16 protein-coding genes are annotated in these 25,008 nt (G+C 72.6%); 11 read left to right on the forward strand and 5 right to left on the reverse strand.

What is annotated here, in order from left to right:
* Positions 1-44: 44 nt before the first annotated feature.
* The 3 genes from AB0L29_RS13220 to AB0L29_RS13230 all read left to right on the forward strand — a co-directional run bounded on the left by AB0L29_RS13220 (position 45) and on the right by AB0L29_RS13230 (position 1,984).
* Complete coding sequence (locus AB0L29_RS13220; RefSeq protein ID WP_365826699.1) at positions 45-605, forward strand: RHS repeat-associated core domain-containing protein; 561 nt, start codon at positions 45-47, stop codon at positions 603-605.
* Positions 606-623: 18 nt separating this feature from the next.
* A complete protein-coding gene (locus tag AB0L29_RS13225; RefSeq protein WP_365826436.1) occupies positions 624-974 on the forward strand; it encodes a hypothetical protein in 351 nt (116 codons plus the stop codon).
* A gap of 257 nt (positions 975-1,231) precedes the next feature.
* Positions 1,232-1,984, forward strand: coding sequence for a hypothetical protein (locus AB0L29_RS13230; protein WP_365826438.1), 753 nt, complete (start codon positions 1,232-1,234; stop codon positions 1,982-1,984).
* Between the two features lie 211 nt (positions 1,985-2,195).
* Here AB0L29_RS13230 and AB0L29_RS13235 read toward each other — a convergent pair whose 3' ends face one another.
* Positions 2,196-2,348 carry a hypothetical protein gene (locus AB0L29_RS13235; protein WP_365826440.1) on the reverse strand — a complete coding sequence of 51 codons (153 nt, stop codon included), beginning with the start codon at positions 2,346-2,348 and terminating at the stop codon, positions 2,196-2,198.
* Positions 2,349-2,839: 491 nt separating this feature from the next.
* Between AB0L29_RS13235 and AB0L29_RS13240 the strand changes: the two genes are divergently transcribed.
* From AB0L29_RS13240 to AB0L29_RS13270, 7 genes are all read left to right on the forward strand, one after another.
* Positions 2,840-4,759 (forward strand): RiPP maturation radical SAM C-methyltransferase, encoded by a 1,920-nt coding sequence (locus AB0L29_RS13240; protein ID WP_365826442.1) that lies wholly within the window; start codon positions 2,840-2,842, stop codon positions 4,757-4,759.
* A complete protein-coding gene (locus AB0L29_RS13245; protein WP_365826444.1) occupies positions 4,756-5,697 on the forward strand; it encodes a TauD/TfdA family dioxygenase in 942 nt (313 codons plus the stop codon). The genes AB0L29_RS13240 and AB0L29_RS13245 overlap by 4 nt, the downstream gene beginning before the upstream one ends.
* 23 nt (positions 5,698-5,720) lie before the next feature.
* Complete coding sequence (locus AB0L29_RS13250) at positions 5,721-6,962, forward strand: MFS transporter (RefSeq protein WP_365826446.1); 1,242 nt, start codon at positions 5,721-5,723, stop codon at positions 6,960-6,962.
* A gap of 53 nt (positions 6,963-7,015) precedes the next feature.
* Positions 7,016-7,267, forward strand: coding sequence for an MbtH family protein (locus AB0L29_RS13255; RefSeq protein WP_365826448.1), 252 nt, complete (start codon positions 7,016-7,018; stop codon positions 7,265-7,267).
* 82 nt (positions 7,268-7,349) lie between these two features.
* Positions 7,350-10,613: an amino acid adenylation domain-containing protein gene (locus AB0L29_RS13260; RefSeq protein ID WP_365826450.1), complete on the forward strand. Its 3,264-nt coding sequence runs from the start codon at positions 7,350-7,352 to the stop codon at positions 10,611-10,613.
* Between the two features lie 13 nt (positions 10,614-10,626).
* A complete protein-coding gene (locus AB0L29_RS13265; RefSeq protein WP_365826451.1) occupies positions 10,627-17,583 on the forward strand; it encodes an amino acid adenylation domain-containing protein in 6,957 nt (2,318 codons plus the stop codon).
* Positions 17,580-21,545, forward strand: a complete 3,966-nt coding sequence (locus tag AB0L29_RS13270) for an amino acid adenylation domain-containing protein (RefSeq protein WP_365826453.1) — start codon at positions 17,580-17,582, stop codon at positions 21,543-21,545. Before AB0L29_RS13265 ends, AB0L29_RS13270 begins: the two co-directional genes overlap by 4 nt.
* Here AB0L29_RS13270 and AB0L29_RS13275 read toward each other — a convergent pair.
* Both AB0L29_RS13275 and AB0L29_RS13280 read right to left on the reverse strand, forming a co-directional pair.
* Positions 21,542-21,967 carry a DUF4267 domain-containing protein gene (locus AB0L29_RS13275; protein WP_365826456.1) on the reverse strand — a complete coding sequence of 142 codons (426 nt, stop codon included), beginning with the start codon at positions 21,965-21,967 and terminating at the stop codon, positions 21,542-21,544. The two genes, AB0L29_RS13270 and AB0L29_RS13275, sit on opposite strands and share 4 nt — an antisense overlap.
* Before the next feature lie 325 nt (positions 21,968-22,292).
* Entirely contained in the window at positions 22,293-22,739 is a 447-nt protein-coding gene (locus tag AB0L29_RS13280; protein ID WP_365826458.1) for a DUF1772 domain-containing protein, read from the reverse strand.
* Between the two features lie 91 nt (positions 22,740-22,830).
* On the opposite strand from AB0L29_RS13280, the gene AB0L29_RS13285 reads away from it, so the two are divergent.
* Positions 22,831-23,409, forward strand: coding sequence for a TetR/AcrR family transcriptional regulator (locus tag AB0L29_RS13285; RefSeq protein WP_365826460.1), 579 nt, complete (start codon positions 22,831-22,833; stop codon positions 23,407-23,409).
* 437 nt (positions 23,410-23,846) lie between these two features.
* On the opposite strand, the gene AB0L29_RS13290 is transcribed toward AB0L29_RS13285, so the two are convergent.
* Both AB0L29_RS13290 and AB0L29_RS13295 read right to left on the reverse strand, forming a co-directional pair.
* Positions 23,847-24,167: a hypothetical protein gene (locus AB0L29_RS13290; RefSeq protein WP_365826462.1), complete on the reverse strand. Its 321-nt coding sequence runs from the start codon at positions 24,165-24,167 to the stop codon at positions 23,847-23,849.
* 163 nt (positions 24,168-24,330) lie between these two features.
* Complete coding sequence (locus tag AB0L29_RS13295; protein ID WP_365826701.1) at positions 24,331-24,795, reverse strand: barstar family protein; 465 nt, start codon at positions 24,793-24,795, stop codon at positions 24,331-24,333.
* Between the last annotated feature and the right edge of the window lie 213 nt (positions 24,796-25,008).

Raw genomic sequence — 25,008 nt, forward strand, 5'->3', positions numbered from 1 at the left:
ACGCCCACCGGTCAACGAACCGTCACAAACCGGACCAGGGCTGACTGCGCCGAAGCTCTGACTACGACCCCGAGACCGGTCGCTACACCTCCCCGGACCCACTCGGACTCGCACCCGCTCCCAACCCGGTCGCCTACGTCCACAACCCGCACACCTGGACGGACCCGCTTGGCCTCTCCCCCTATGCACAGTCGAAGGGGACAAGTGCGGAGATTGACCCCAGAAAGCTCGATTACCTGTTCAACAAAGACATCAAACCAGACTCGCACAACTCGCCGAGAGCGCTTCAGAACGAGCTGCAACTCCACCGAATCGGCATACCGGACACGCCAGAAATGCGGCAACACGTCAGCGATCATCTGGTCCAGGCCGCCCAGCAACCGTTCGGGCGCACATTCACAAAGGAGTGGCCCGGCGGAAGTGGTAACTTCGGCGTGACCGAATCCGTTCTGTATGGCCCTCGCGGGGCGCTCGGCGTCGAAAGCACCTGGGAAGTACTGCCGGATGGCGGACGTAGACTCTCCACGGTCATTTTCCGGGGAAGCGGCCCGAACGTCAGCATCCACGGCAGCCTGGACCACTGGCCACCATACGCCGGGAAGTGAAAGCGAAGGAGCGAACTAATGTATCGAGAATTCGTCACCCCTGACGACGAAGAGGTGTACGAGGTCACAGGTGAATGGCCGGATATGGATGAAAATGGAGCGCGGGTTGTTACCTTGCGAGATACTTCCGGGCAATCCATGGTATTTTCCTACGACACACTGGAACGATCGGTTAGAGTTCGCTGGGTGAACACTCAGGGAGTCGAGGTGATGGATGTCTACCGGGAAGGCGCTATGCGCCTGTCCTTCACTCCCGGAAAATCAACCAGGAGCATCCGTATCGACTTCCATATGGGCGAGTGCACAGGAGCCATGGACATTCAGTTCGCTCCACATTTGGCAGTACAGGATCGCCTTCTATTTCAATAGAACAACCGTACCTCATCTTTCACCCCCCTCAGTGCTTACTGTGCGTTTTGAAAGCAGCTTTCGAGGTGCCCATGCTGGGGTAAATCTATGTATACCGATCTACAGGGCAGTCCCCAAAGATGCTGACAGCGGTGGCGACACAGTATCCGTCGACCCTGGTCGGCCGATTACCCACGAGGACATCGTGGAGGGCAAGATCCCGGGCAAGAACGGATTCATGCCCCCGGCAGAGCAGATCAAGTGAGGCGGCCTCGACCATGAAAGTGGCGCTCGACGACGACTGGACCGCGACGGTGACGGAGGATCCGCTGGCCTTCACTCCCCGCTTCGAAGGCACCTCTGTGCGTGTCGTCCCCTACGTGGACAAGGCGGAGCGGGAACGGTTCCCCGTGGGCACGTTCGACAGCGGGGCATGGCTGTGGGACACACCCGACGAGGTCCGGTTCGACCCGGCCGACCGGAAGCTGGCGGGCGTCGAGTTCCACCTGCCCTACGAGTCCGCCTCCGCCGAGGACTCGGCCCGCGTCCCCGAGGCCCCCGCGGTGCGCCCGGGCGGGCTGCGCACGGACGAGGAGCGGAACTTCCGGCTGGAGATGTGCACGGTGCTCTGCCGCGCTCCCGGAGACGCCGTGCTGACCGCGCTGCGCGACCTCGACGTCCTCGACGAGCCGCTGGAGGCTCGCGTCGGCATCGCCCCCGACGTGGCGCTCCTCGTCCAGCACGGCACCGTCGTCGGCTGGAGCCTCACGGATCCCGTGCGCTACCTGACCACCGGGTACGCCACGCCCGACCCCGGCCCGCCGTCCGACGCCACCCGACGGCTGCTCACCGAGTGCCTGGACCTGATCACCGAACCGGTGATCCACGACGTGGAGGACGGGGCCCCGGCCGCACTGGCCCGCCTGCGGGCCGCCGACGAGGCCCTGCGCGCCCAGCGCGAGGACCGGCACCGGGCCGACGCCCTGCGCTCGCTCATCGGCAACCTGGTGGAGGATCACGGGAGCCGGTGACCTTCAAGTCGTGGCGATGCTGCCGGCGGTTGCCTGCCGGCAGGACGTGGTGGAGGCCGGCGAGGAGCCGTGGCCGCCGTCCGCCCGGTGCGGCCCGGCGGCAGACACTGAGGGGCGTGGTCGTGACGCTCGTTCGACGCTCCGGGTGTCCGCCGGGCTGCTCGAGGTGGACGAAACCCGCACCGGCGAACCGCTCGCCCCTGCTGGTTGATCATCGGTTCGCGTAGTTGCTGGCCAGCGTGGCGGTGAGTGCGTGCAGGGCGCCGGCCCGGTGCCGGTCCTCGCGCTGGGTGCGCAGGGCTTCGTCGGCGGCGCGGAGCCGGGCGAGGGCGGCCGGCTCGCGGTCCTCCACGTCGAAGATCACCGGCTGCGTGATCAGGTCCAGGCACTCGGTGAGCAGCCGACGGGCGGCCTCGGACGGAGGGGCGGCGTCGGGCGCGGTGAACGCCTTGGCCGGGTGGCGCGCGGGGCGGCGAGGCTCCGCCCCGCCACGGTGCCGTGCTGGACCAGGAGCGTCACGTCGGGACCGAACGGCCCCTGTCCGGCCCCGCCGGATCCCATGACGCGCGCCGGCGCCGTCGCCCCGGGTGTGACCGTTTGGAACCGGCCACGTAGGGGTGGTCGCCCCCACCGCCCGCGCAGCGGTGCGGGCAGGCCTCCGGAATCTCCTGTCAAGGATCGGCCGACCACGGCGAACGCATCCCGCGGGAGCGAGCGGGAACGCCGGGGGACCGGACCCCGTGCATGCGGAATCATGATTTCCCGTTGGCCAGAACTCCTCTGCCGAGCGCGCGGATTTCGGTTTAGGCTTCATTTAGTGATCACGGGAGGTCGTTGTTGTTGCGTGTCGCCCTGGTGAACATGCCTTTTGCCGACTGGAACCGTCCATCATTCGCCTTGGGGCAGTTGTCGACTCTCGTACACCGGGAGTTCAACGGCCGGGCGCAGGCGCACGTGTGCTACCTCAACCAGGACATGGCCGAGTATTTCGGAACACGTCTCTACGAATCCCTGTCGGTGAGTCACGACCACGTCGACACGGGTATCGGGGACTGGCTGTTCCGGCACCTCGCCTTTCCGGGCACGCCCGACACCGCCACGGAATACTTCCAGCGATATTACCGGGGCGCCCGCTGGGAGGACTTCCGGGCCGAGATCCTGCGGGCCCGCGACGGGCTGCTGCGGTTCTGCGAGGAGCTGATCGACCGGTACCGGCTCGACGAGGCCGACATCGTGGGCTTCAGCTCCATGTTCGCCCAGCACGTGCCCAGCATGGCCCTGGCGCGGCTGATCAAGGAGCGCAGCCCGGGGACCCTCGTCGTGCTCGGCGGCGCGAACTGCGAGGCACCCATGGGCGCGGTGGTCGCCGAGCACGTCCCGGCGGTCGACTTCGTCTTCTCCGGGCCCGCGCTGAACACCTTCGGGGAATTCCTCCAGTGCGTGCTGGACGGCGAACCGGAACGCATCGACACCATCCCCGGCATACTCTCCCGCCGCAACTGCCGGGATCCCCGCTTCCGCAAGGCCATCGGCACGGAACGGAACATCGACGATTTCTTCCTGCCCGACTACGACAGCTTTTTCGCCGCCCTGGACAGTCATCCGGAACTGCGCCGCACAGGCACCAGCGAGCCGATGCTGTTCTTCGAGACGTCCCGCGGCTGCTGGTGGGGGCAGCGTTCGCACTGCACCTTCTGCGGGCTGAACGGCGAAAGCATGGACTTCCGGGCCATGAATCCCGACCTCGCCGTCCGGCAGTTCACCTGGCTTTTCGAGTTCGCGCCCGAATACACCTCGCTCTTCTGCACCGACAACGTCATGCCGCGCAATTACCCGCGTGAGGTCTTCCCACGGCTCGAACCACCGGACGGCACGTCGATCTTCTACGAGGTCAAGCTGCCCCTGAGCCGCCAGGACCTGCGGGCCATGACGAAGGCCGGCGTGACCGTCGTCCAGCCCGGCATCGAGGCGCTGGCGTCGTCCACGCTCAAGCTCATGGGCAAGGGCACCACGGCCTTCCAGAACCTGCAGTTCCTCAAGAACTGCGAGGAGTTCGGCATCAAGCCGGAGTGGAACCTGCTGATCGGCTTCCCCGGTGAGGACCCGGCCGTCTACCACAAGTACGTCGAGGAACTGCGCGACTTCGTCCACCTCGTACCGCCGCACGGCGTGTACATGGTGCGCTTCGACCGCTTCAGCCCGTACTTCAAGCGGAGCGAGGAGTACGGCCTCGACCTCACACCGGTGGACTACTACGCGCTCACCTACCCCTTCGACGCGGACGCGCTGGCCGACCTCGCGTACTTCTTCGCGGACCGGAACCTCGCCCCCTACACGCTCAACGCGGTCGAGTGGCACGACGAGCTGAGCCGGCTGATCGCCGAGTGGCGCACCGCCCGGTACGGCGAGTCCGCCGGGCCCCGCCGCGAGCTGCGCCTGGCCGACACCGACGACAGCGGGCTCGCCGTCCGCGACTCCCGCTCCGGTGCCCTGCGGGTGCACCCGGTCGACGCCGTGACCGCCCGGCTGCTGCGCCGCCTGGCGTCCCCGGCCAAGCCCGACCAACTGGCCCGGGACTGGCCGGAGGGCCCGGACGACCTGCGGCGGCGCCTGGACCACCTCCGTGAACAGCGGTTCCTGTTCACGGAGAACGGCCGCGTGATGAGCCTGGTGCTGACCGGAGCGGACGGCGAACCGGAGGAGCCGCCCCGGGCGGAGCCCACCGCGGCCGGCGCCCGGCGTCTGCTTCCGCTGCTGACACAGGCGCCGCGATGACCGCCGGGACCCCGCTGTTTCCGCTCCTCGTCGAGCCGGACGGCGTTCCGGCCGCCGAACGGCTGCGCGCCGACCGGGAGGAACTGCGCACGGCGCTGCGCGAACGGGGCGCGCTGCTGCTGCGCGGCTTCGACGTCGACGGCCCCGACGGCTTCGCCGACATCGTCCGCGCGCTGTCCGGCGAGCCCCTGCGGTACACCGAGCGATCCTCACCGCGCAGCGTGATCAAAGGGAACGTCTACACGTCCACCGACTACCCGCCCGGCGAAGAGATCTTCCTGCACAACGAGAACTCCTACCAGGCGAGTTGGCCGCTGACACTGTTCTTCCACTGCGTCCGGCCGCCGCTGACCGGGGGCGCCACCCCGCTGGCCGACACCCGCCGGGTGCTCGCCGCCGTCGACGAGGAGGTGCGCCGGGAGTTCACGCGGCGCCGCTGGATGGTGGTCCGCAACTACGGCGACCTCGTCGGCCTGCCCTGGCAGGAGGCGTTCAACACCACCGACCCCGCCGGCGTCGATCGCTACTGCCGTGACCAGGGCATCGAGACCGAGTGGCTGCCCGGCGGAGGGCTGCGCACCCGGGCGGTGCGGGACGCCGTGCACCGGCATCCGGTGACGGGCGAGCCGGTGTGGTTCAACCACGCGACCGTCTTCCACGTCAGCACCCTGCCGGCCAGTGTCCGGCTGGGGCTGCTGGAGATGCTGGGCGAGGAGAACCTGCCCAGCCAGACGTACTACGGCGACGGGGAGGCGGTCCCGGCCGACGTCATGGACCACCTCCGGGCGTGCTACCGGGCCGCCTCGACCCGCTTCGACTACCGTGCGGACGACGTCCTGGTGATCGACAACATGCTGGTCTGCCACGGCCGCGAACCGTTCACCGGGCCGCGCCGGATCGCGGTCGCCATGGCGGAGCCGTACACCGCGCATCGATGAACCCCCGGACGGAAGACTCTCCCATGCCCGCGCGTTCGCTCCGGTCCAACCGGGACTTCTCCGTCTTCTGGGCCGTACAGGCGCTGTCCGAGGTCGGCAACGCCTTCTCGCTGGTGGCCGTTCCGCTCCTGGTGCTGCACACCACCGGCTCGGTGGCGCAGATGGGGCTGCTCACCGCCGTCGCCGGCGCCGCGGCCCTGCTCACCGGTCTCGTGGGCGGCGCCTGGGCCGACCGTGTGGACCGGCGGCGGCTGCTGATGCTGTGCGACGCGGCCCGCCTGGCGCTCTACGGGGCGATCCCGGTCTGCTGGGCGCTGAGCCCGCAGATCTGGCTGCTGTACGTGGTCATGGGCCTGGCCTCGGTCTTCGAGATGCTGTTCAGGATCACGTACGTCACCGCCGTGCCGAACCTCGTCGACAAGGACCAGATCGTCGCGGCGAACGGCCGGCTGGAGGCCACCAACGCGATCGCCTACATCGCCGGGCCCGCCCTGGCCGGTGTGGTCTCCGGGTTCTTCGGGCCCACGGCCGCGGTGGCGATCAACGCGGGCAGCTTCGGGGTCTCCCTCCTCGGGCTGGCCCTCATCAGGCTCAGGCCCGTCGAGCGGCCTTCGGACGGCGGCCCGGCCGGCGCCACGACGCGCGCGCACGATCTGCGCACCGGCTTCCGCACCGGCGCCGCCTTCCTGTGGCGTACGCCGGTGCTGCGGGCGCTGACCGTGCTGCTGACGATCACCACGTTCCTCAGCCTGGGCATGACCGACGTCTTCATCTACCACCTGCGTCACGGCCTGGGGCAGGACGAACGCACGGTCGGCTACGTCCTCGCCCTGGCCGGCGTGGGCACCTGCGTGGCCGCCGCCGCCACCGCCCGGCTGCGCCGCTCCTGGGGGTTCGGCCGCTGCTGGCTCGGCTCGATGGCCCTGTGCTCGGTGGCGACGCTGGTCCTCGGCGCTTTCGGGCAGGTGTCCGTGGCAGCCGCGACGATCTTCCTCTACTCCTTCGGCATGGCGCTGGCCGGCGTCTGCTCGATGTCCCTGCGGCAGGAAGTCACCCCCGACCACCTGCTCGGACGCGTCACCTCCGCGTTCTGGACGATCCACGGCAGCCTGGCACCCCTCGGCGCGGCCCTGCTGACCGTCCTGGTCGGGCGGCTGGGCACGCGCGGCCCGCTGACCGGCGTGGCCCTGGTCTTCCTGGCCGTCGCCGTCGCGGCCGCCTTCACGCCGATCCGGCAGCACCACCCGGAGCGCACCGCCGTATAGCCCGCACACCCACCACGGACCGAGCCGACACCACCGAGGAAGGAGTCACCGGGATGACGCCGAAGCCCGACGACGACCGGCTGTACAAGGTCGTGGTCAACCACGAGGAGCAGTACTCCATCTGGCCCGCCGACCGGGACAACCCCGCCGGCTGGTCGGACGCGGGCAGGACCGGCCCGAAGAGCGACTGCCTCGCCCACATCAAGGACGTGTGGACCGACATGCGCCCGCTGAGCCTGCGCCGCCGCCTGGAGCCGGGCGGACAGGCCGGACCGGCGGCCCGGGACACCGACCGCGCGGGTTGAGCCCTCCATCCGTCACCGCACCGCCGCGCCACCGCACCGCCGCGCCACCGCACCGCCGCACCGCGAACCAGGGGAGGCACTCGTGCACGACGACCTGGAAACACCACCGGTGGCCCTGTCGGGGCAAACGGTCCGGCAGCCGCTCTCCCACGGCCAGGAACGGCTGTGGTACCTGGAGCAGATCACCGCCGGCGACCCCGTCCACCACCTCTCCTCCGCCACCCTCGTCGAAGGCCCCCTCGACGCGGAGCGCCTGGCGGCGGCCCTGCGGATCTGCGCGGCCCGCCACGACCTCCTGCGCACCACCTTCAGCACCCGGGACGAGGCCCCGTACGGCATCGTCCACCCCGGCCCCGAACTGCCGCTGCGCCAGGTGGACCTGGGTCCCGCGCCCGTGCCTCAGGCGGCGCTGCGCCGCGCCCTCGCCGAGGAGAGCGCCCGCCCGTTCGCCCTGGACGCCGCGCCCGCGCTGCGCGCGGTCCTGGTGCGGGCCGGCGAGGAGCGCTCCGTCCTGTTGCTCACGGCACACCGCATCATCGCCGACCGGACCTCGCTCACCCTGCTGGAGAGCGAACTCGCCCGGTACTACGCGCAACCGGCCGCCGCGGGGGCGAAGACGCCGCCCGCGTACGCGGACCGGGCGGCCCGGGAGCGCGAGGATCGGGACGACGGCCTGCCGTACTGGCAGCGGCGGCTGCGCGAACTCCAGCCGCTCGACCTGCCGGCCGACCGGCCCCGGCCGAGGGCCACGGCCCACCGCGGCACCGTCCGCCGGCTGCACGTCGAGGCCCGGCACGCCCAGGGCCTGCGACGACTGGCCCGCGAGGAGGGCGTCGCCGCCGGGACCGTGCCGGCGCTCGCCTTCGCCGTCCTGCTCGCGCGCTGGACGGGCCGGTCCGACGTGGCCTTCGGCATCCCCGTGGACCGCCGCCCGCCGGCGGACGCGCGGACGGCCTTCGGTCCGTACGAGGACCTGCTCGTCCTGCGGACCGACCTGACGGGCCGCCCCTCCCTCCGGGAAGCGCTGCGCCGGACGGGACGGACGCGGGACGAGGCGCACCGGCACGCCGGCATCCCCTTCGCACGGCTCGTCACGCTCCTCGACCCGGAGCGGGACCTGCGCCGTCATCCGCTCTGCCAGGCCGTCTTCCGCACCACCGGGCCGCCCCGGACGGGCTTCACCGCGGCGGGCTGCACCACGTCCCCGCTCGAACCGGACGACGACACCCTCCTGTACGACCTGCTGTGCACGGTCACCGAAGACCCCGAAGGGCGCGACGGCCTCGGCGTGGAGCTGCGCCTGTCGTCCGACCTGTGGCTGCCGCGCTCGGCGGACCGCATGGCCTCGGCCTTCCACGCGCTGCTCACCGCCCTGGCCGACACCCCCGACCGCCGGATCGGCGACATCCCCCTGCTGCCGCCCGAGGACCGGGCCCTGATCGACGCCTGGAACGCCACCGGCCGGCCCCTGCCCGAACCCGCCACCGTGGACGGCCTCTTCCGGGCGTGCGCGGCCCGGACCCCGCAGGCCGTCGCCCTCACGGACCGCACCGGCAGCTGGACCTACGCCACGCTCGCGCGCCGGGCCGCCGCCGTCGCACGGTCGCTGACCGAGGCGGGCGTCACCACTGACGACCCCGTCGCCCTGCACATGACGCGCTCCGCCGACCTCGTCGCGGGCATGCTGGGAGTCCTCATCGCCGGCGGCGCGCACCTCGTCCTGGACCCCGGCCACCCCGTCGAGCGGTTGCGGTCCATGGCCGACGACACCGGGGTCTCGGCCGTGCTGAGCCGCGACGACCCGCCCGCCTGGCTGCGCGGCCTGGGCGTGCCCGTGCTCCGGCTCGCCGACGCCGAGAACGGCCCGGACGGGACGCTGCCGCCGCCGCGCAGCCACCCCGACAGCCTCGCCACCGTCGTCCACACCTCCGGCTCGACCGGTCGCCCCAAGGGCCTGGGCATACCCCACCGCGCCGTCGTCCGGCTGATCACCGCGACCGACTACGTGACCATCGGCCCCGACGACGTCCTGCTGCACCTGGGCGACCCCGCCTTCGACATCACCGCGTTCGAGGTGTGGGGCGCGCTCTGCAACGGCGCCCGGGTCGCCGTACTGCCCGGCGACGAGCCGCTCGGACCCGACGAGGTGCTGGCCGCGCTGCGCGAACTGCGGCCCACGATCGTCTCCCTCACCGGCACCCTCTTCAACCGCGTCGCCGACATCGACCCACGGGCCTTCGGCGGGCTGCGCCACCTGTTCGTCGTCGGAGAGGTGATGGACCCCCGCCGCACCCGCGCGGTGCTGCGCGGCGGCGCACCGCCCGCGCACCTCCACAACGGCTACGGCCCCAGCGAGAACGCCACGTTCTCCACGACCCACCTCGTGGACCGGCTGCCCGACGACGCGGTGAGCGTGCCCATCGGCACCGCCATCACCAACACCACCCTGTACGTGCTGGACCAGGACCTGCGGCCGGTGCCGCTCGGGGTGGCCGGCGAACTCCACGTCGGCGGGCTGGGAGTCGCCCGCGGCTACCTGCGCCGCCCGGACCTCACGGCGGAACGTTTCCTGCCCGACCCCTTCGCCACCCGGCCGGGGGCGTTGATGTACCGCACCGGCGACCTGGTGCGGTGGCTGCCGGAGGGGGTGCTGGACTTCCTCGGCCGAGCCGACCAGCAGGTGAAGATCCGCGGTTACCGGATCGAGCCGGGCGAGATCGAGGCGGCGCTGCTGGACCGCGGCGACGTGCGCGAATGCGTGGTCCGAGCGGTCGACGTCGCCGGAGACCGGCGGCTGGTCGCCTACGTCGTCCCGGGGCCCGGGCGCCCGCCCTCCCCGGCCGAACTGCTGGGCGGGCTGCGGGACCGGCTGCCGTCCCCCATGGTGCCCGGCCACGTCGTCCTGCTCGACGCCCTGCCCACGACGCCCAGCGGCAAGACCGACACGCGGGCGCTGCCCGGCATCACCGAGGACGACGCCGGCCCGCCCGGCGCGGACACCGTGCCGCCCAGGACCGCGACGGAACGCGCCCTGTGGGACATCTGGGCCGACGCCCTGAACGTGCGGGCCTTCGGGGTCCACGACAGTTTCTTCCTGATCGGCGGCCACTCGCTGCTCGCCTCGGTGGTGCGCACCGCGGTCCGCGAACGGCTCGGCGTCGCCCTGCCGCTGCGGACACTGTTCGACCTGCCCACCATCGCGGGACTGGCCGCGGAGATCGAACGCGCCGGCGGCGAGGCGACGGCCGGACGGACCCGGAGCGGTCCGGCCGACGACCCGGACCTACTCGACGGCCTGGTGGCCGAACTGGAGCGGCTCGCCGAGACCCGGCGCGCCGAGGGATGAGCGGGGGAGCAGCATGACGTACACGACGAGGACGTCCGGCACGATCGACGCCGGCCTGCGCGACAGGATCGAACGGCTCCCCGCCGAGCAGCGGGCCCTGCTGCGCCAGCGCATGTGGGAGAAGGGCGCCGCCACCGGCCTGCCGGCCCTGGACGAGGACGGCGAGGCCCCCGCGTCCTTCACCCAGCGCCGGATGGCGTTCCTGTCCGGGCTCGACCCGGACAGCCCCGCCTACCACAGCCCCGTGGTCCACCGGCTCACCGGGCCGCTGGACGACAAGGCCCTCGAAGACGCCCTCGACGACCTCCTGCGGCACCACGCCGTCCTGCGCACGGTCCTCCCGGTCAGGGAGGACCGCACCGTCCAGCGGGTCCTCCCGCACCGGCGACGGGCCCTGCCCGTCGTCGACCTGACCGCGCTCGCCGAGCGCGACCGCCTCCCGGAGGCCGAGCGCCTCGCCCTGGCGGACGCCGGGAGACGATTCGACCTGGCCACGGGGCCACTGGTGCGGTTCCGGCTGCTGCGCCTGGCCGAGGACGACGCGATCCTGGTGCTCGTCTTCCACCACGCGGTCATCGACGGCTGGTCGCTCGGCGTCTTCCTGAGGGACCTGGGCACCGCCTACGGAGCCCGCCTCGACGGCCGGGCGCCCGAACTGCCCGCCCCCACCGTCGAGTACGCCGAATACGCCCGCTGGCAGCACGAATGGGCCCAGGGCGCCGAGGCCGCCAGCCAGCTGGACTACTGGGAGCGGCGCCTGGCCGGTGCCCCGGACCCGATGCCGCTGCCCGCCGACCGCCCCTGGCCCGAGCACCCCACGGGCCGCGCCGCGTCCACCGTGTTCACGGTTCCCGCCGAGGTGAGCGACGAGCTGCGGCGACTGTCGGCGAGGACCGGCAGCACGCTGTTCATGGTGCTGCTCGCCGCGTTCCAGACCGTGCTCGCCCGCTACGGCGGCCACGACGACGTGGTGGTCGGCACGCCCGTCGCCAACCGCCGCTACCGGGGCTTCCACGACCTGGTCGGATTCTTCGCCAACTCGGTCGCGCTGCGGTCCCGGATCCGCCCGGAGGCATCCTTCGAGGACGTCCTCGCCGAGGTCCGCACCACCTGCCTGGAGGCGTACGAGAACCAGGACGTCCCCCTGGACCTGGTAGCCCGGCGGCTGCACCCGGAGCGCACTCCCGGCCGCAACCCCGTCTACCAGGTCAACTTCACCCTGCACAACACCCCGCCGCGCGCGGTCGGAACCCTCCCGGGCGGGATCACCCTCACCCCGCTCGACCACCTCGACCACGACGCCGCCCGCTTCGATCTCGACCTGAACGTCTGGGAGACCGACGCCGGCCTGGAGTGCCGGCTCATCCACTCCGCGGACCTGTTCGACGCCGCCACCGGCGAGCGGCTGGCCCGCTCGCTGAGCGTGCTGCTCTCCGCCGTGCCCGCCGACCCCGCGGCACCGGTCGGCGCCCTGCCGCTGCTGACGGCCGAGGAGACGCGGGAGGCGCTGCGCGAGGGGACCGGCACCCCGGTGCCCCGCCCCGCGGACGTCCGTGTGGAGCGGCTCTTCGCCGAGCGGGCCCGGGCCACCCCCGAGGCGGTCGCCGTGTCCGCGGCGGGCCGCCCCGACCTGACGTACCGGGACCTGGATCGCCGCGCCAACGGGCTCGCCCACCGGCTGCGGGGCCTCGGCGCGGGGCCCGGCGGCGTGGTCGCGGTGCTGCTGCCGCGCGCGCCCGAGGCGGCGATCGCGCTGCTCGCCGTGCTGAAGAGCGGTGCCGCCTACCTGGCGCTCGACCCGGCCCACCCCAAGGCCCGGCTCGACCACATGCTGCGCGACAGCGGGGCCCGGCTGCTGGTCACCGACGCGAGCCTGCGGAACCTGGCGCCGGGCGAGGGCTCCTCGGTGGTCACGCTGGACCCGGACGGGGCGCCCCGGGAGGAGGCCGGGACCCCGCCGGAGGGCGACTTCCGCCCCGACGACCTGATGTACCTGATGTACACCTCCGGTTCGACGGGCGGGCCCAAGGGCGCCATGCTCTCCCACCGCCAGGTCGCCAACTACCTGCTGTGGGCCGTCGAGACGTTCCTGCCGCCGGAGGCCGACGGCGCCGTCCCGGTGCACTCCTCGCTGTCCTTCGACCTGACCGTGACGAGCCTGTTCGCACCGCTGCTGGCGGGCCGGCGGCTGCTGTTCGCCGACGACGCCGGCACACCGGGCCAGGGCCTGCGCGCCTGCGCCGAGTCCGACACGGGCCTGGCCTTCGTCAAGCTCACCCCGTCGCATCTGGGGATGCTCGCGGACTCGGGCGTGCCGGCCCGTGCCGGGGAATGGACCCGCACCCTGGTGGTCGGCGGTGAGGAGCTGCACGAGGAACGGCTCGCGGCATGGCGCGCCGCCCCCGGCGGGCCGCGCATCGTCAACGAGTACGGTCCCACCGAGACCGCCGTGGCCTGCGCCGCGTACGACAGCGCGCACCCGGCCGGCGGCTTCGGCCGGGTGCCCATCGGCAGGCCCGTCCACAACGTGCGGCTGCACGTCCTCGACGCGTGGCTGAACCCCGTGCCGGTGGGCGCGCCGGGCGAGCTGTACGTCGGCGGGGCGGGCGTCTGCCACGGCTACTGGAACCGCCCCGGCCTGACGGCGGAGCGTTTCGTCCCCGACCCCTTCGCCGAGGAGCCGGGCGGGCGCCTGTACCGGACCGGTGACCGGGTGCGGCGACTGCCCACGGGAGACCTGGAGTACCTGGGCCGGCTCGACGACCAGGTGAAGATCCGCGGCCACCGGATCGAACCGGACGAGGTGGCCGCCGCGCTGGCCCGGGACCCGGAGGTCCGGGAGGCCGCCGTGATCGCCCACGGCGCCACCCCGGACTCCCGCCACCTGGTCGCCTTCGTCAGCCCCGGCACCGAGGCGGTCTCCGGCCCGGCGGCCGAGGAGGACTGGGTGAGCCGCTGGCGGACCCTGTACGAGGACACCTACGGCTCCGCCGAACGCCCCGCCGACCCCTCCTTCGACCTGGCCGGCTGGAACAGCAGCTACACCGGCGAACCCATCGGCGCCGACGCGATGCGCGAGTGGCTGGACGCCACGGTCGACCGGATCCGCGCGCTCGGGCCCCGCCGGGTGCTGGAGATCGGCTGCGGCACCGGCCTGATCCTCTCCCGGGTCGCCCCCGACTGCGACTTCTACCAGGGTGTCGACCTGTCCGAGCAGGTCGTCGACCGGCTGCGGCGCGAGCTCGGCACCGGACCGGACGGCCCGCGGCGGATCGCGCTGCGCTCCGGCCCCGCCCACCGCGCGATCCGCCGCGGCGAGACCTACGACACCGTCGTCCTCAACTCCGTCGTCCAGTACTTCCCGTCCCTGGACTACCTGTTCGGGGTCCTGGAGCAGGCCGTCGAGGCGATGCCCGCCGGCGGCCACGTCTTCCTCGGCGACCTGCGCAACCTCGCTCTGCTGGAGGCCTTCCACGCCTCCGTGACCGCACACCGCGCGCTGCCGGGCACGCCCGCCGACGCCCTGCGCGCCGAGACCCTGTGGCGCGTGGAGGCCGAGAACGAACTCTGCCTCCACCCCCGGGTCTTCGACGAACTGCGCACCCGGCCGCGCATCGACTCCGTACGGGTCCTGCCGAAGCGGGGGACGGCCGACAACGAACTGACCCGGTACCGCTACGACGTCGTGATCACCGTCGCCGGCCGGCGCACCGCGCACGACACGGCCGCCGCCCCGCCGCCGTGGCGCGACTGGCGGGCGGAGCGCATGGACCCCGCCGCCCTGGACGCGCTGCTCGGCTCCGAACGCCCCGACCGGCTCGCACTGCGCGGCATCCCCAACACCCGCCTGGCGGCGGACCTGCGGCTGCTGGCCCGGCTCTCCGGCGCGGCGGCGGACGCCGTCCGCCCGGGTGCCGACCCCGAGGAGCTGTGCCGCCTGGCCGAGCGCCACGGATACGACGCCGAGCCCAGCTGGGCCGACGGACGTCCCGACGGGTCCTTCGACCTGCTGCTGCACCGCCGGGGAACGCCCCCCGTGCCCCTGCCGCCCGCGGACACCGCCGCCCCGCCGCCGCGGCTCGCGACCGAACCGCTGTGGCGGCCCGCCGCGCTCGCCGCACTGCCCGGCATCGAGGACCGCCTGCGCACCCGGCTTCCCGGCCCCATGCTCCCGTCGCGGTACGTCGTGCTGAGCCGGCTGCCGCTGACCGCCCACGGCAAGGTGGACCGCGCCGCGCTCACCGCGCTGCCGGCCGCCTCCGCCGCCCCGGCCGGCGAAGAGGCCGGGCGCGCGGGGGAGGAGCCGGAGGCCGAGCTCACACCGACCCAGCGGCGGACGGCCGCCATCTGGAGCGAACTGCTCGGCCGCGACGGCATCCGGCCCGAGGACGACTTCTTCGACCTCGGCGGCCACTCCCTGCTCACCTTCCGCCTGGTCTTCCGGCTGCGGGAGGAGTTCGAGGTGGAGGTGCCGATCCGCGGGCCCTTCGACGCCTCCACGCTCGCCGCCCTGTCCGCCCTGGTCGACGGCCTGCTCACGGACAAGAACCGCCCCGCCCTGCCCGCCCTGGAACCCGTCGGACGGGAGGCGACGGTACCGGCCTCCTTCGCCCAGGAACGCCTGTGGTTCCTCCACCAACTGGACCCGGACACCGCCCAGTACAACTTTCCCGTCTTCGTGCGGCTCACCGGCGAACTCGACGTCGACCTGCTGCGGCGGTCGCTGGCGGAGATCGTACGGCGGCACGAGGTGCTCAGGACCGTGATCACCGCCCGCGACGGGCAGGCGTACCAGACCGTGCTGCCCGCCGAGCCGCCCGCGCTGCCGGTCACCGACCTGACCGCCCACCCGCCCGAGCGGCGCGAAAGCGAAGCCCGGCGGCTCGCCAGGGAGCAGTACGCGAAGCCCTTCGACCTGGCCGCCCCGCCCGTACTGCGGGCCGGCCTGCTCCGGCTCGGCACCACGGACCACGTCCTGCTGCTGACGGCCCACCACGTGACGGTGGACGGCTGGTCGGCCGCCGTCCTACTGGAGGAACTGGCCGAACTGTACGCGGCGGGCCGTGAGGGACGGCCGCACCGGCTGGCCGACCTCCCGGTGCAGTACGCCGACTACGCCATCTGGCAGCGCCGGCTCGCCGAGGCCGGCCACTTCGACCGCCTGCTGGAGTACTGGACCGAGCGTCTCGACGGCATTCTCGACCTGCCCGGGCTGCCCCTGGACCGGCGTCGCCCGGCCCACCCCGAACACCGGGGCGAGAGCCTGCGCTTCCGGATCCCGGCCGGCACCGCGGACGCGGTGCGCGCCCTGTGCCGGGAGGAGGACAGCACCCTGTTCATGGCGCTGCTCGCCGCCCTGTACGCGGTGGTGAACCGGCGGACCGGGGAGACCGACCTCGTCGTCGGCTCGGACGTCGCGGGCCGCTCCGACACCAGGACCGAACCGCTGATCGGCTTCTTCGTCAACCAGATCGTGCTGCGCGCCGACCTCACCGGCGCCCCGACCTGGCGGGAACTGCTCAACCGCACCAAGACCCTGGCGCTGGACGCCTACGCCCACCAGGACCTGCCGTTCGAGGAGGTCGTCAAGGCGCTCAGCCCGCCCCGCACCCGCAACCACAGCCCGCTGTTCCAGACCAAGTTCGTGCTGAACAACAACCGGCGGGCGGCCGGCTCCACGGCCGGGCTGCGGATCGGCCCGTTCTCCGCCGACCTCATCGACACCAGCCGCTTCGACATCACCATCGTCCTGGAGGAGGACGACTCCGGCATCGCCGGGTTCCTCAACTACGACCCCGCCCTCTTCGACGCCTCCACCATGGAGGAACTGCGCGAGCAGTACCTCGCGCTGGTCGCGGACATGGCCGCCCGGCCCGACGCCTCGATGGCCGACGCGCCCCTGCCCACGGCGCCGCCCGCCACCGCGGACCGGCCCGCACCGGGCCGCGGCGGGCGGCGCGGCCCCGGGGCACTGCGCGCCATCACACCCACGAAGATCGCCCTCGGCTCGGGCGACGTCGTCGCACGGGAGCCCCTGCGGGAAGGCGCCGACCTGCCCGTGGTGCTGCGGCCGGTCCGCCCCGACGTCGACCTGGTGGCCTGGGCACGCACCCACCGCGACCGGCTCGACGCGGACCTGGAACGGCACGGTGCCCTGCTGTTCCGCGGCTTCTCGGTGACCGACCCCGACGCCCTGGAGCGCTTCGCCTCCGTGTTCGTCGACGACCTCTTCGCCGAGAACGGCGAACACCCCCGGGCCTCGCTCGGCGGCAACGTCTACACCCCGGTGTTCTTCCCGCCGGAGGAGAAACTCCTGTGGCACAACGAGAACTCCTTCAACGACGAGGGCCCGACCCGCATCTGGTTCTGCTGCGCCCGCCCGGCCGAGTCCGGCGGCGAGACGCCCGTGGTCGACAGCCGCGCCGTCCACCGCGGGCTGGACCCGGAGCTGCGCGAGGAGTTCACCGCCAAGGGAGTCATGTACATCCGCACCTACGGCACCGGCCTTGGCCTCGACTGGCGGGACGTCTTCCGCACCGGCGACCGGGCCGAGGCCGAGGCCCGCTGCGCCCGGCAGGGCCTGCGCCACACATGGCACGGTGACCGGCTGCGCACCACCGCCGTGCGCCCCGCCGTCCTGCGCCATCCGCGCACCGGCGAGTGGTCCTGGTTCAACCAGGCACAGCACTGGCACACCGCCTGCCTCGCCCCGGACGTCCGCGCGTCCCTGCTGTCCACGCTGGGCCCGGAGGAACTGCCCCGCAGCTGCCGCTTCGGTGACGGAACACCGATACCCGACGAGGCCATGCGGGAGATCCTGCGGGTCTACCAGGAGCTGGAGGTCAGCTTCCCCTGGGAACGCGGCGACGTGATGCTGCTGGACAACATCCTCGCCGCCCACGCCCGCAACCCCTTCCGCGGCGAGCGCGAACTGCTCGTCGCCATGGGCGACATGGTGAGGTACCAGTGACGGAACGGACCGGGCAGGAACGGCAGGTGGAGGGATACCGGCTGTCCTTCCAGCAGCAGCGGCTGTGGCGGCTCGCCGAACTCGGCGTGCCGTCCTGGGCGCAGATCCTCGTCACCGCCGACGGCGACCTGGACGCGGGGCGCCTGGCGGCCGCGCTGCACGACACGGTGACCCGGCACGAGATCCTCCGGTCCACCTACCAGCGGGTGCCCGGGGTGCGCACCGCGCTGCTCGTCGTCCGGGACCCGGACGACCTGCGCCCGCACTGGACCCACGAGGACCTGCGCCACCTGGACGAAGCGGGGAGACGGCGGCGCATCGACGAGGCGGCCCGGGCCGGCAGGCGGCTGCCGCACGGCGGCCCGGACGAGCCGGTCCTGCGGGCGGCCCTCTTCACCCTCGGCCCCGAGCGGTACGCGCTCCTGCTCACCACCACCGCCCTGGCCGCCGACGGCCCCGCGCTGCGGCTGCTCGCCGACGAGCTGGCCCAGCGGTACGCCGGCACACCGCCCACCGAGGAGGTCCTGCAGTACAGCCAGTTCGCCGAATGGCAGCACCAGGAGTACGGACCGCGGCCGGAGCAGCCGGCGCCGGCCGGCGCTCCCGCGCGGCGCCTGCCCCTGCCGCTGCGCCGGAACGCCGGCCCCGGCCGGCCGGAGCACCGGACGACCCTCACCGTGCCCGTGCCGGACGGCGTCACGGCCGCCCTCCACGCCTACGCGCGGCGGCGGCGCGTGCGCCCGGGCGCCGTGCTGCTGGCCGGCTGGCAGACGCTGCTGGGCCGGATCAGCGGACAGCGCGACCTCACCGTCGAAACCCTGCTCACCGGCCGGGAGTTCGAGGAAACGGCCACCGGCCTCGGCCACTTCGCCCACTGGACCGGCGTGACCGCCCGGCTCGACCCCTCAGTGGTCCTGGACGCCCTCGCCGCCCGGGCGGAACGCGCCCTGTCCGACGCCGAGCAGGCACACGAGGACGCCCCGTACCCGGCGCCCGTGAACCCGGCGGGCCAGGACATCGGCTTCGTCTGCCAGGACCTCACCGCGGCGCCGGCCGCCCCGGGCGGCCCGGCCGCCGGGGTGACCTTCACCGTGCTCTGGGACGACGTCGAGACCGAGCGGCACGCCCTGCGGCTGCTCTGCACGCTGGGCCCGGCCGAGGGCCGGACGACGTGGCACTACGACGGTGAGCAGTTCGACGACGCCTACGTGCGCGTCCTCGCCGGCCAGTACACGACGCTGCTCGCCGCGCTGCTCGCCGCGCCCGCCACCTCGGTGCGCCGGCTGCGCCTTCCCGCGGCGGCCGGCGCCGCCCCGCCGCGGGACCGCCTGCCGGAACCGCCGGACGACGGCCTGTGCCTGCACCATCTCGTCGAGCGGCAGGCGCGGCGCACCCCGGACGCCCTCGCCGTCGTCGCCGGACCCGAGCGGCTGACCTTCCGGGAACTCGACCTGCGGGCCGACCGGTGGAGCCGGTCGCTGCGCGCGCGGGGCGTCGGCGTCGAAACCCCGGTGGCGGTGAGCGCGGCCCACTCGGCCCCGCTGGTCGTGGCGCTGCTGGCCGTGCTCAAGGCCGGGGGGACGTACGTCCCGCTCGATCCGCAGCTGCCGCCCCTGCGCGTACGGGAGCTGCTGGAGCGGGCGGGATGCCGGCTGCTGCTCACCGACCGTCCGGACCGGGCCGGCATCCCGCGGGACGTCGAGTGCGTGGACCTGCGCGGCCTGCCGTCCGACGGCGCGGACACCGCGGCCGAACCCGCCGCACCGGCCGGCGCACGGCCCGGCGACCTCGCGTACATCATGTTCACCTCCGGCTCGACCGGCGCCCCGAAGGGCGTGATGCTCCCGCACCGGGCCGTCCGCGACTACCTGTTGTGGAGCGCCCGGACCTACCTCACCGACGGCGGCCAGGAGGAGACGGGCGGCGAAGGCGCCGGCCGTGGCCGGCGGGGCGGTGACCGTGCGGGCGGCGCGATGGCCCACTCCTCGATCGCGTTCGACCTCACCGTGACGAGCCTGTTCCTGCCCCTGGTCACCGGCCGGCCCGTCCACCTCGACCCCGCCTGGCGGGACGCCCTCGCCCTCTCGGCGGAACTGGCCGGCCGGTCCGGACTGGACCTGCTCAAGCTGACCCCGTCCCACCTGAAGGTGGTCAACCACGCCGTGGCGCCGGGAGACCTGGCCGGCACCGCGGGTGCGCTCGTACTCGGCGGGGAGGCCCTGGACGGCGAGGCGGTCGCCCCCTGGCTGGCCGGCGCCCCGGGAACCAGGGTGTTCAACGAGTACGGTCCGACCGAGACCGCCGTCGGCGTGTGCGTCCACGAGGTGAGCACCGCGGACGGTCCCGGCCCGGTGCCCGTCGGCCGGCCCATGGACCACGCCGAGGTCCTGGTCCTGGACGAGGACCTCGAACCCGTGGCCGTGGGCGTACCGGGGGAGATGTACATCGGCGGCACGAGCCTCGCCCGCGGTTACATCGGCGCCCCGGACGCCACCGCCGAACGGTTCGTGCCCCACCCCTTCTCACCGGAGCCCGGCCGCCGTCTGTACCGCACCGGCGACCTCGCCTGCGTCGGCCCGGACGGCCTGATCCGCTACCTGGGCCGCGTGGACGACCAGATCAAGGTCAACGGGGTGCGGGTGGAGCCCGAGGAGGTCCGAGCCGCGCTGCTGCGCCACCCCGGGGTGCGGGACGCGGCGGTGGTCCGGGTCACGGAGGAGGAACGCGGTGACCACCTGGCCGCCTGCGTCGTCGCCGCCGACACCGCCACCGACGCCGACACGCTCCCCCGGGTCCTGCGCGCCTTCCTGGCGGAGCGGCTGCCCGCCCAGCTGGTACCGCTGACGTACGCCAGGGCCCGGGCGATACCCCTCACGCCGAACGGGAAGGTGGACCAGGCCGCCGTACGGGCCCTCGTCCTCTCCGGCGGCGCCGCGCCGCCGGCCCGCTCGGCGGGCCGGACCGGGACACCCCCGCACGGCCCGGTGGAAACCGCCGTGGCCCGCGTCTTCGAGGAGCTGCTCGACGCCGGCCCGGTCGCAGCGGACGACGACTTCTTCGACCTGGGCGGTCACTCCCTGCTGGCCGTCCGCCTGATCGCCAGGCTGAACGCGCAGTTCGGCACCGCGCTCCGGGTGCCCGTCCTGTTCACGGAGCCGGACCCCGGACCGGAGCGCTCCGACAGGCCGGCCACCCCCCGGCACCTGGCCCGCCTGCTGACGGCGGGCGCTGCCGCCGACCCCGCCCTCTCCGAGGACATCGTCGCGCTGCGGCCCCGGGGCGAGGGCACCCCGCTGTTCTGCGTCCACCCCGCGGGCGGCGAGGCCATCGGCTTCCGCCACCTCGCCGCCTGCCCGGAACTCCGCAACCCGCTCTACGCCCTCCAGGCACCGCCGGCCGCCTCCGCGGACGGCGCGCCGCACGAGGACCAGAGCGTCGAGGCGCTGGCCGCCTGCTACCTGAAGGCCGTCCGCACCGTGGCGCCGGCCGGCCCGTACCTGCTGCTCGGCTGGTCCATGGGCGGGCTCGTGGCCTTCGAGATGGCCCGGCTCCTCGAACAGCGGGGCGAGCGGGCCGGGATGCTGTTCCTCGTCGAGAGCTACCTGTCGGAGCATCTGCCGGAGTCCGACGAGGACGGCGACGGGGCGGAAGCGGGCGCCGGCCGGCCCGGCGCCGGGGCGACCGCCGCCGAACGCCTCGACCTGGACCTCCGGCTACGCGCCAACCGCACCCACCTGCGGGCCGCCCGCGCCTACCGCCCGTCGGCGTACACCGGCCCGGTGTGCCTCGTACAGGCCGACCGGCAGGACCCGGACTTCCGGCGCGCCGCGGCCCGCTCCTGGTCCCGCGTCTGCGCACCCGCACAGCTCACCCGGCACGTCCTGGAGGGCGACCACCTGACCCTGTTCACACCCCCGCACGTCACCGAACTCGCCCGCCTGATCGACCGCAAGACGCGCTAGGCGGGCTGCGGGGCGGGCGTTTCCGGAACGGCCGCGACGTTGCGGGTCTCACGCATGATCAGCAGGCCGTTGACCACCATCAGTGTCGCGGTCAGGCCGTGGACGCCGAGCGCGGTGGCCACGGAGCCGTGGTGGGCCAGCACCGTAGTCATGTCGCCGTACGCGGCGAAGGCCTCCACCAGCAGCACCCAGCCCAGCGCCCGGCGGTGGCCCGTCACCAGCAGGATGCCCAGGACCAGGGCCAGGACGACGTCGCGGATTCCCTTGATGATCAGGAAGCCGTCGCCGTCGCCGGACGGCCAGCTCGGCAGGCCGAAGCCCGGCGCCGTCGTCTCCGGGCTCAGGATGAACTCCGTCCCGAACCAGAGGATGAAGAGGATGAAGGCGGCGGCCAGTACGGTATTGATCTTCTTCAGCGACACTGTTCTTCTCCTTGCGAAACTTCGTCAGCTTGGTGAGCTTCGTGGAGCTTGCTGTGTTGTACGGGGCCTGATCAGGCCGCGCGGACGCGGCTGATCGAGGGACGTAGCTTGCCGGGATCGCAGTTGTGGGATCTGAGCGGCAGCTGCATTTCCAGATGCCGGGATTTCGGTGGTCAGCCGCCGCCCGGGGAGTGGGATTGTGCGGCCACCGGCGCGGCGTCGGCCCGCGGGGTCAGAAATCCGAAGCCCTCTCGGGCTCACGCCGACGGGGCAAAAGCCGTTGATGTACAGGGGCGAACCAGTGCATACCGGGACAGCGGCGGTATCAGGCGAGGGCGGCGACCAGCAGGGCGAACGCGGTGATGATGACGGCGACGCGGACGTAGTGGTAGCGGTTCCAGCGGTGCAGCTGCTGCTTCCAGTCGGCGGGCCGGTTGTCGGGTGTCCAGGTCTTGTTTCGGTTGTTGATCGGGACGAGCAGCAGCATCGACATGATCACGCTGAGGATCAGCAGCGCGCCGGCGGTGGCGACGAGTCCGGCGCCGTCGTGGTGCCATCCGGCGACGGCCCAGATCGCGACGAGGACGAGCGAGCCGATGTACCAGAACGGCATCAGGGCGCCGAGCATCCGGCCGCCGTGGGCATGGCCGAGCTGGCCGCTGTCCTCGGGAAGCGCGTCCAGGATCCGGTTCATGATGAAGGCGACGGAGAACTCTACCCCCACCATCAGGCCGACGACGACGGTGGTGACGACCTCGAGTGCGTTGAGCATGACGATCCCTCCGTTGAACTAGCATTGCTAGCTGATGAGGCAACGCTAATACTGCCACTGCCCGATTGTCTAGCGATGCTAGGATCGATTCATGTCGGTACAGGAACGCAAGCAGCGCGAACGGGCGGCCCGCGAGCGCCTCATCGTGGCGACAGCCCGCGAACTCGCCGAGCAGCAGGGCTGGGACGCTGTCACCACCCGCCGGCTCGCCGAGCGCATCGAATACAGCCAGCCCGTCCTCTACAGCCACTTCCGAGGCAAGCGCGAGATCATCGGCGCCGTCGCCCTTCAGGGGGCCGCCGAACTGGCCACGGCGGTGCGGGCCGCGACCTCCGCCGTGGACGGCCCGCGCGCCCGGGTCGCCGCCCTGGCCCGCGCTTACCTCGACTTCGCCGCACGCAACCCGGCGGTCTACGACGCCTTGTTCCAGCTCGACGGCGGCCTGGCGTACGCGCAGGAGGACACCCCGGAGCCTCTCAAGGACGCCTTCGCCGCGCTGCTGGAGACTCTCGCCGAGGTCGCCGGCGACGGCGTCCACCCCGGGCTGTTCACCGAGACGTTCTGGGCGGCCCTGCACGGCCTGGCCACCCTGACCCGAGCGGGCCGCCTGCTGCCCGAGGACGCTGAGCCGAGGGTGGAGCTGTTGGTGGACCGGCTCGCCATGGTCTGACACACCGTCCCGGCGGGCACGTAGCCGGGGCCCTCGGGCCCCGCCGCTACCTGCCTGCGGCCACGCTTCCGGTCACCCGCGCCCGCACGGCGCAGCCGCAGACCGCCGGGCCCCGCACCCAGACGGGGCACCCACCCCGGAGGCTGCGATGCTCATTGATCACGACTCGATGCGCGCCCTAAGGGCCCGGTGGCGCCGCACCCCGTGCGGCCTGCGTGGGTGCAGACCGCACGGGGCGCGACGCCACCCGCCGATCCGGGACCAACGCGCGGGGAACGGGTTTCTGCGCGCGTTTCGCGTCCTCGCCCGTTCCCTCCGTTCAGCGAAACCCGTGGTGCACGGTGGTGCCCCGTCCCGTCCAGTCCCCCGGCGGTATGGCGGTGTGGCGGTGTGGCGGTGTTCCGAGGCCGGACGGTCCTGGCTTCCCGTCTTGGCCTTCATCCCTCCAGCAGGTCGCTGACGTATGCGCGGAGCCGAGGGGGAAGGCCGTCGAGGGCGATCTCACGCAGAGGGGAAATGTCGTCAAGGCGGACATGGCCGGTGGATGTGAGTTCGAGGATGGCGTGCAACTCGGCTTCCAGGGCGGCGTTCTCCTTTTCGGAGGCGGCGGTCGCCGCCAGCAGCGTCGCCAGGGCCGACGCCTGGGCAGGCGTGTACGCAGCCACGTGGTCGGTCACTTCGTCGGCCGCGCGTTCCCGTGCTCGGGCATCGATTTCCAGGACCGTTCGCGCGATGCGGATGAATTCGTGGGACTTCAATGTGAAACACCCGTTCACCGCTAGTGAGGAAGTGGAAATTGCGCCGGCTGGGGAATGGGCGTGGCGGAAGTCGACCGTCCGTCACTCTCAGTCAGGTCGGGCATCCCGTGCTCTCTGCCGGCGGTCGAGCCGATGCGCGTTGAATCAGATCACGGAGTTCTGGTCACTGTTTCTGAAGTTCATGGAGCATGTTCTCCTGGGCTTCGGGCGGGCACAACAGCACAGCCTGAAAGACGGTCTTCTCCTGGCCTGGGAGCTCGGGTTTCTCTGCCCAGAACTTCGAGGTGTCCTTCAGGGCTCGGAAGAGAATTCCGCGTTCACCGGGGCTCTCCGAGAGGACGGCATGGGCATCGTCGATGATGACGAGGACATTCTTGGCGTTGAGCCAGTGAAGATCGGTGAGGAAGTCACGCAGCGCGTCCCAGTTCCATCCGAAGCAGTCAGGGAGGCGCAGTGCCTCGTAGAAGTGGGTGAACACGGCGTCGGAGTCATGCATTTCCCGCCCTCGCATCCGGGCCGAATGGATCAGCCCGGTGGGAGGCAAGGCCCGCAGGACGGAGACCGTGGAGTCGGTCGGCACGACACGGACTCCTGCCTCGTCACGGTTCCACCACGTGGCGTCGTTCATCTGTCGGCCTCCATCGCGATGTACGTCTGGTAGTGGGCTGGAGCGCAGTGGGCCGATCCGTCCGATCCGGTCACGCCCCTTTCGCCACCCCGTTTCGAGTTGTCGACGGACTGCACCGTGTCCCACTCCGTGTACTGGATCGGATTTCCCTGACTGTCGAATTCGGTGAGCTCGTAGGCGCCGTTCGTCCCGTTGTTCTCGAACGGCTTGTGA

This window comes from Streptomyces sp. NPDC052701 (assembly GCF_040678355.1).
Taxonomy (GTDB): Bacteria; Actinomycetota; Actinomycetes; order Streptomycetales; family Streptomycetaceae; genus Streptomyces.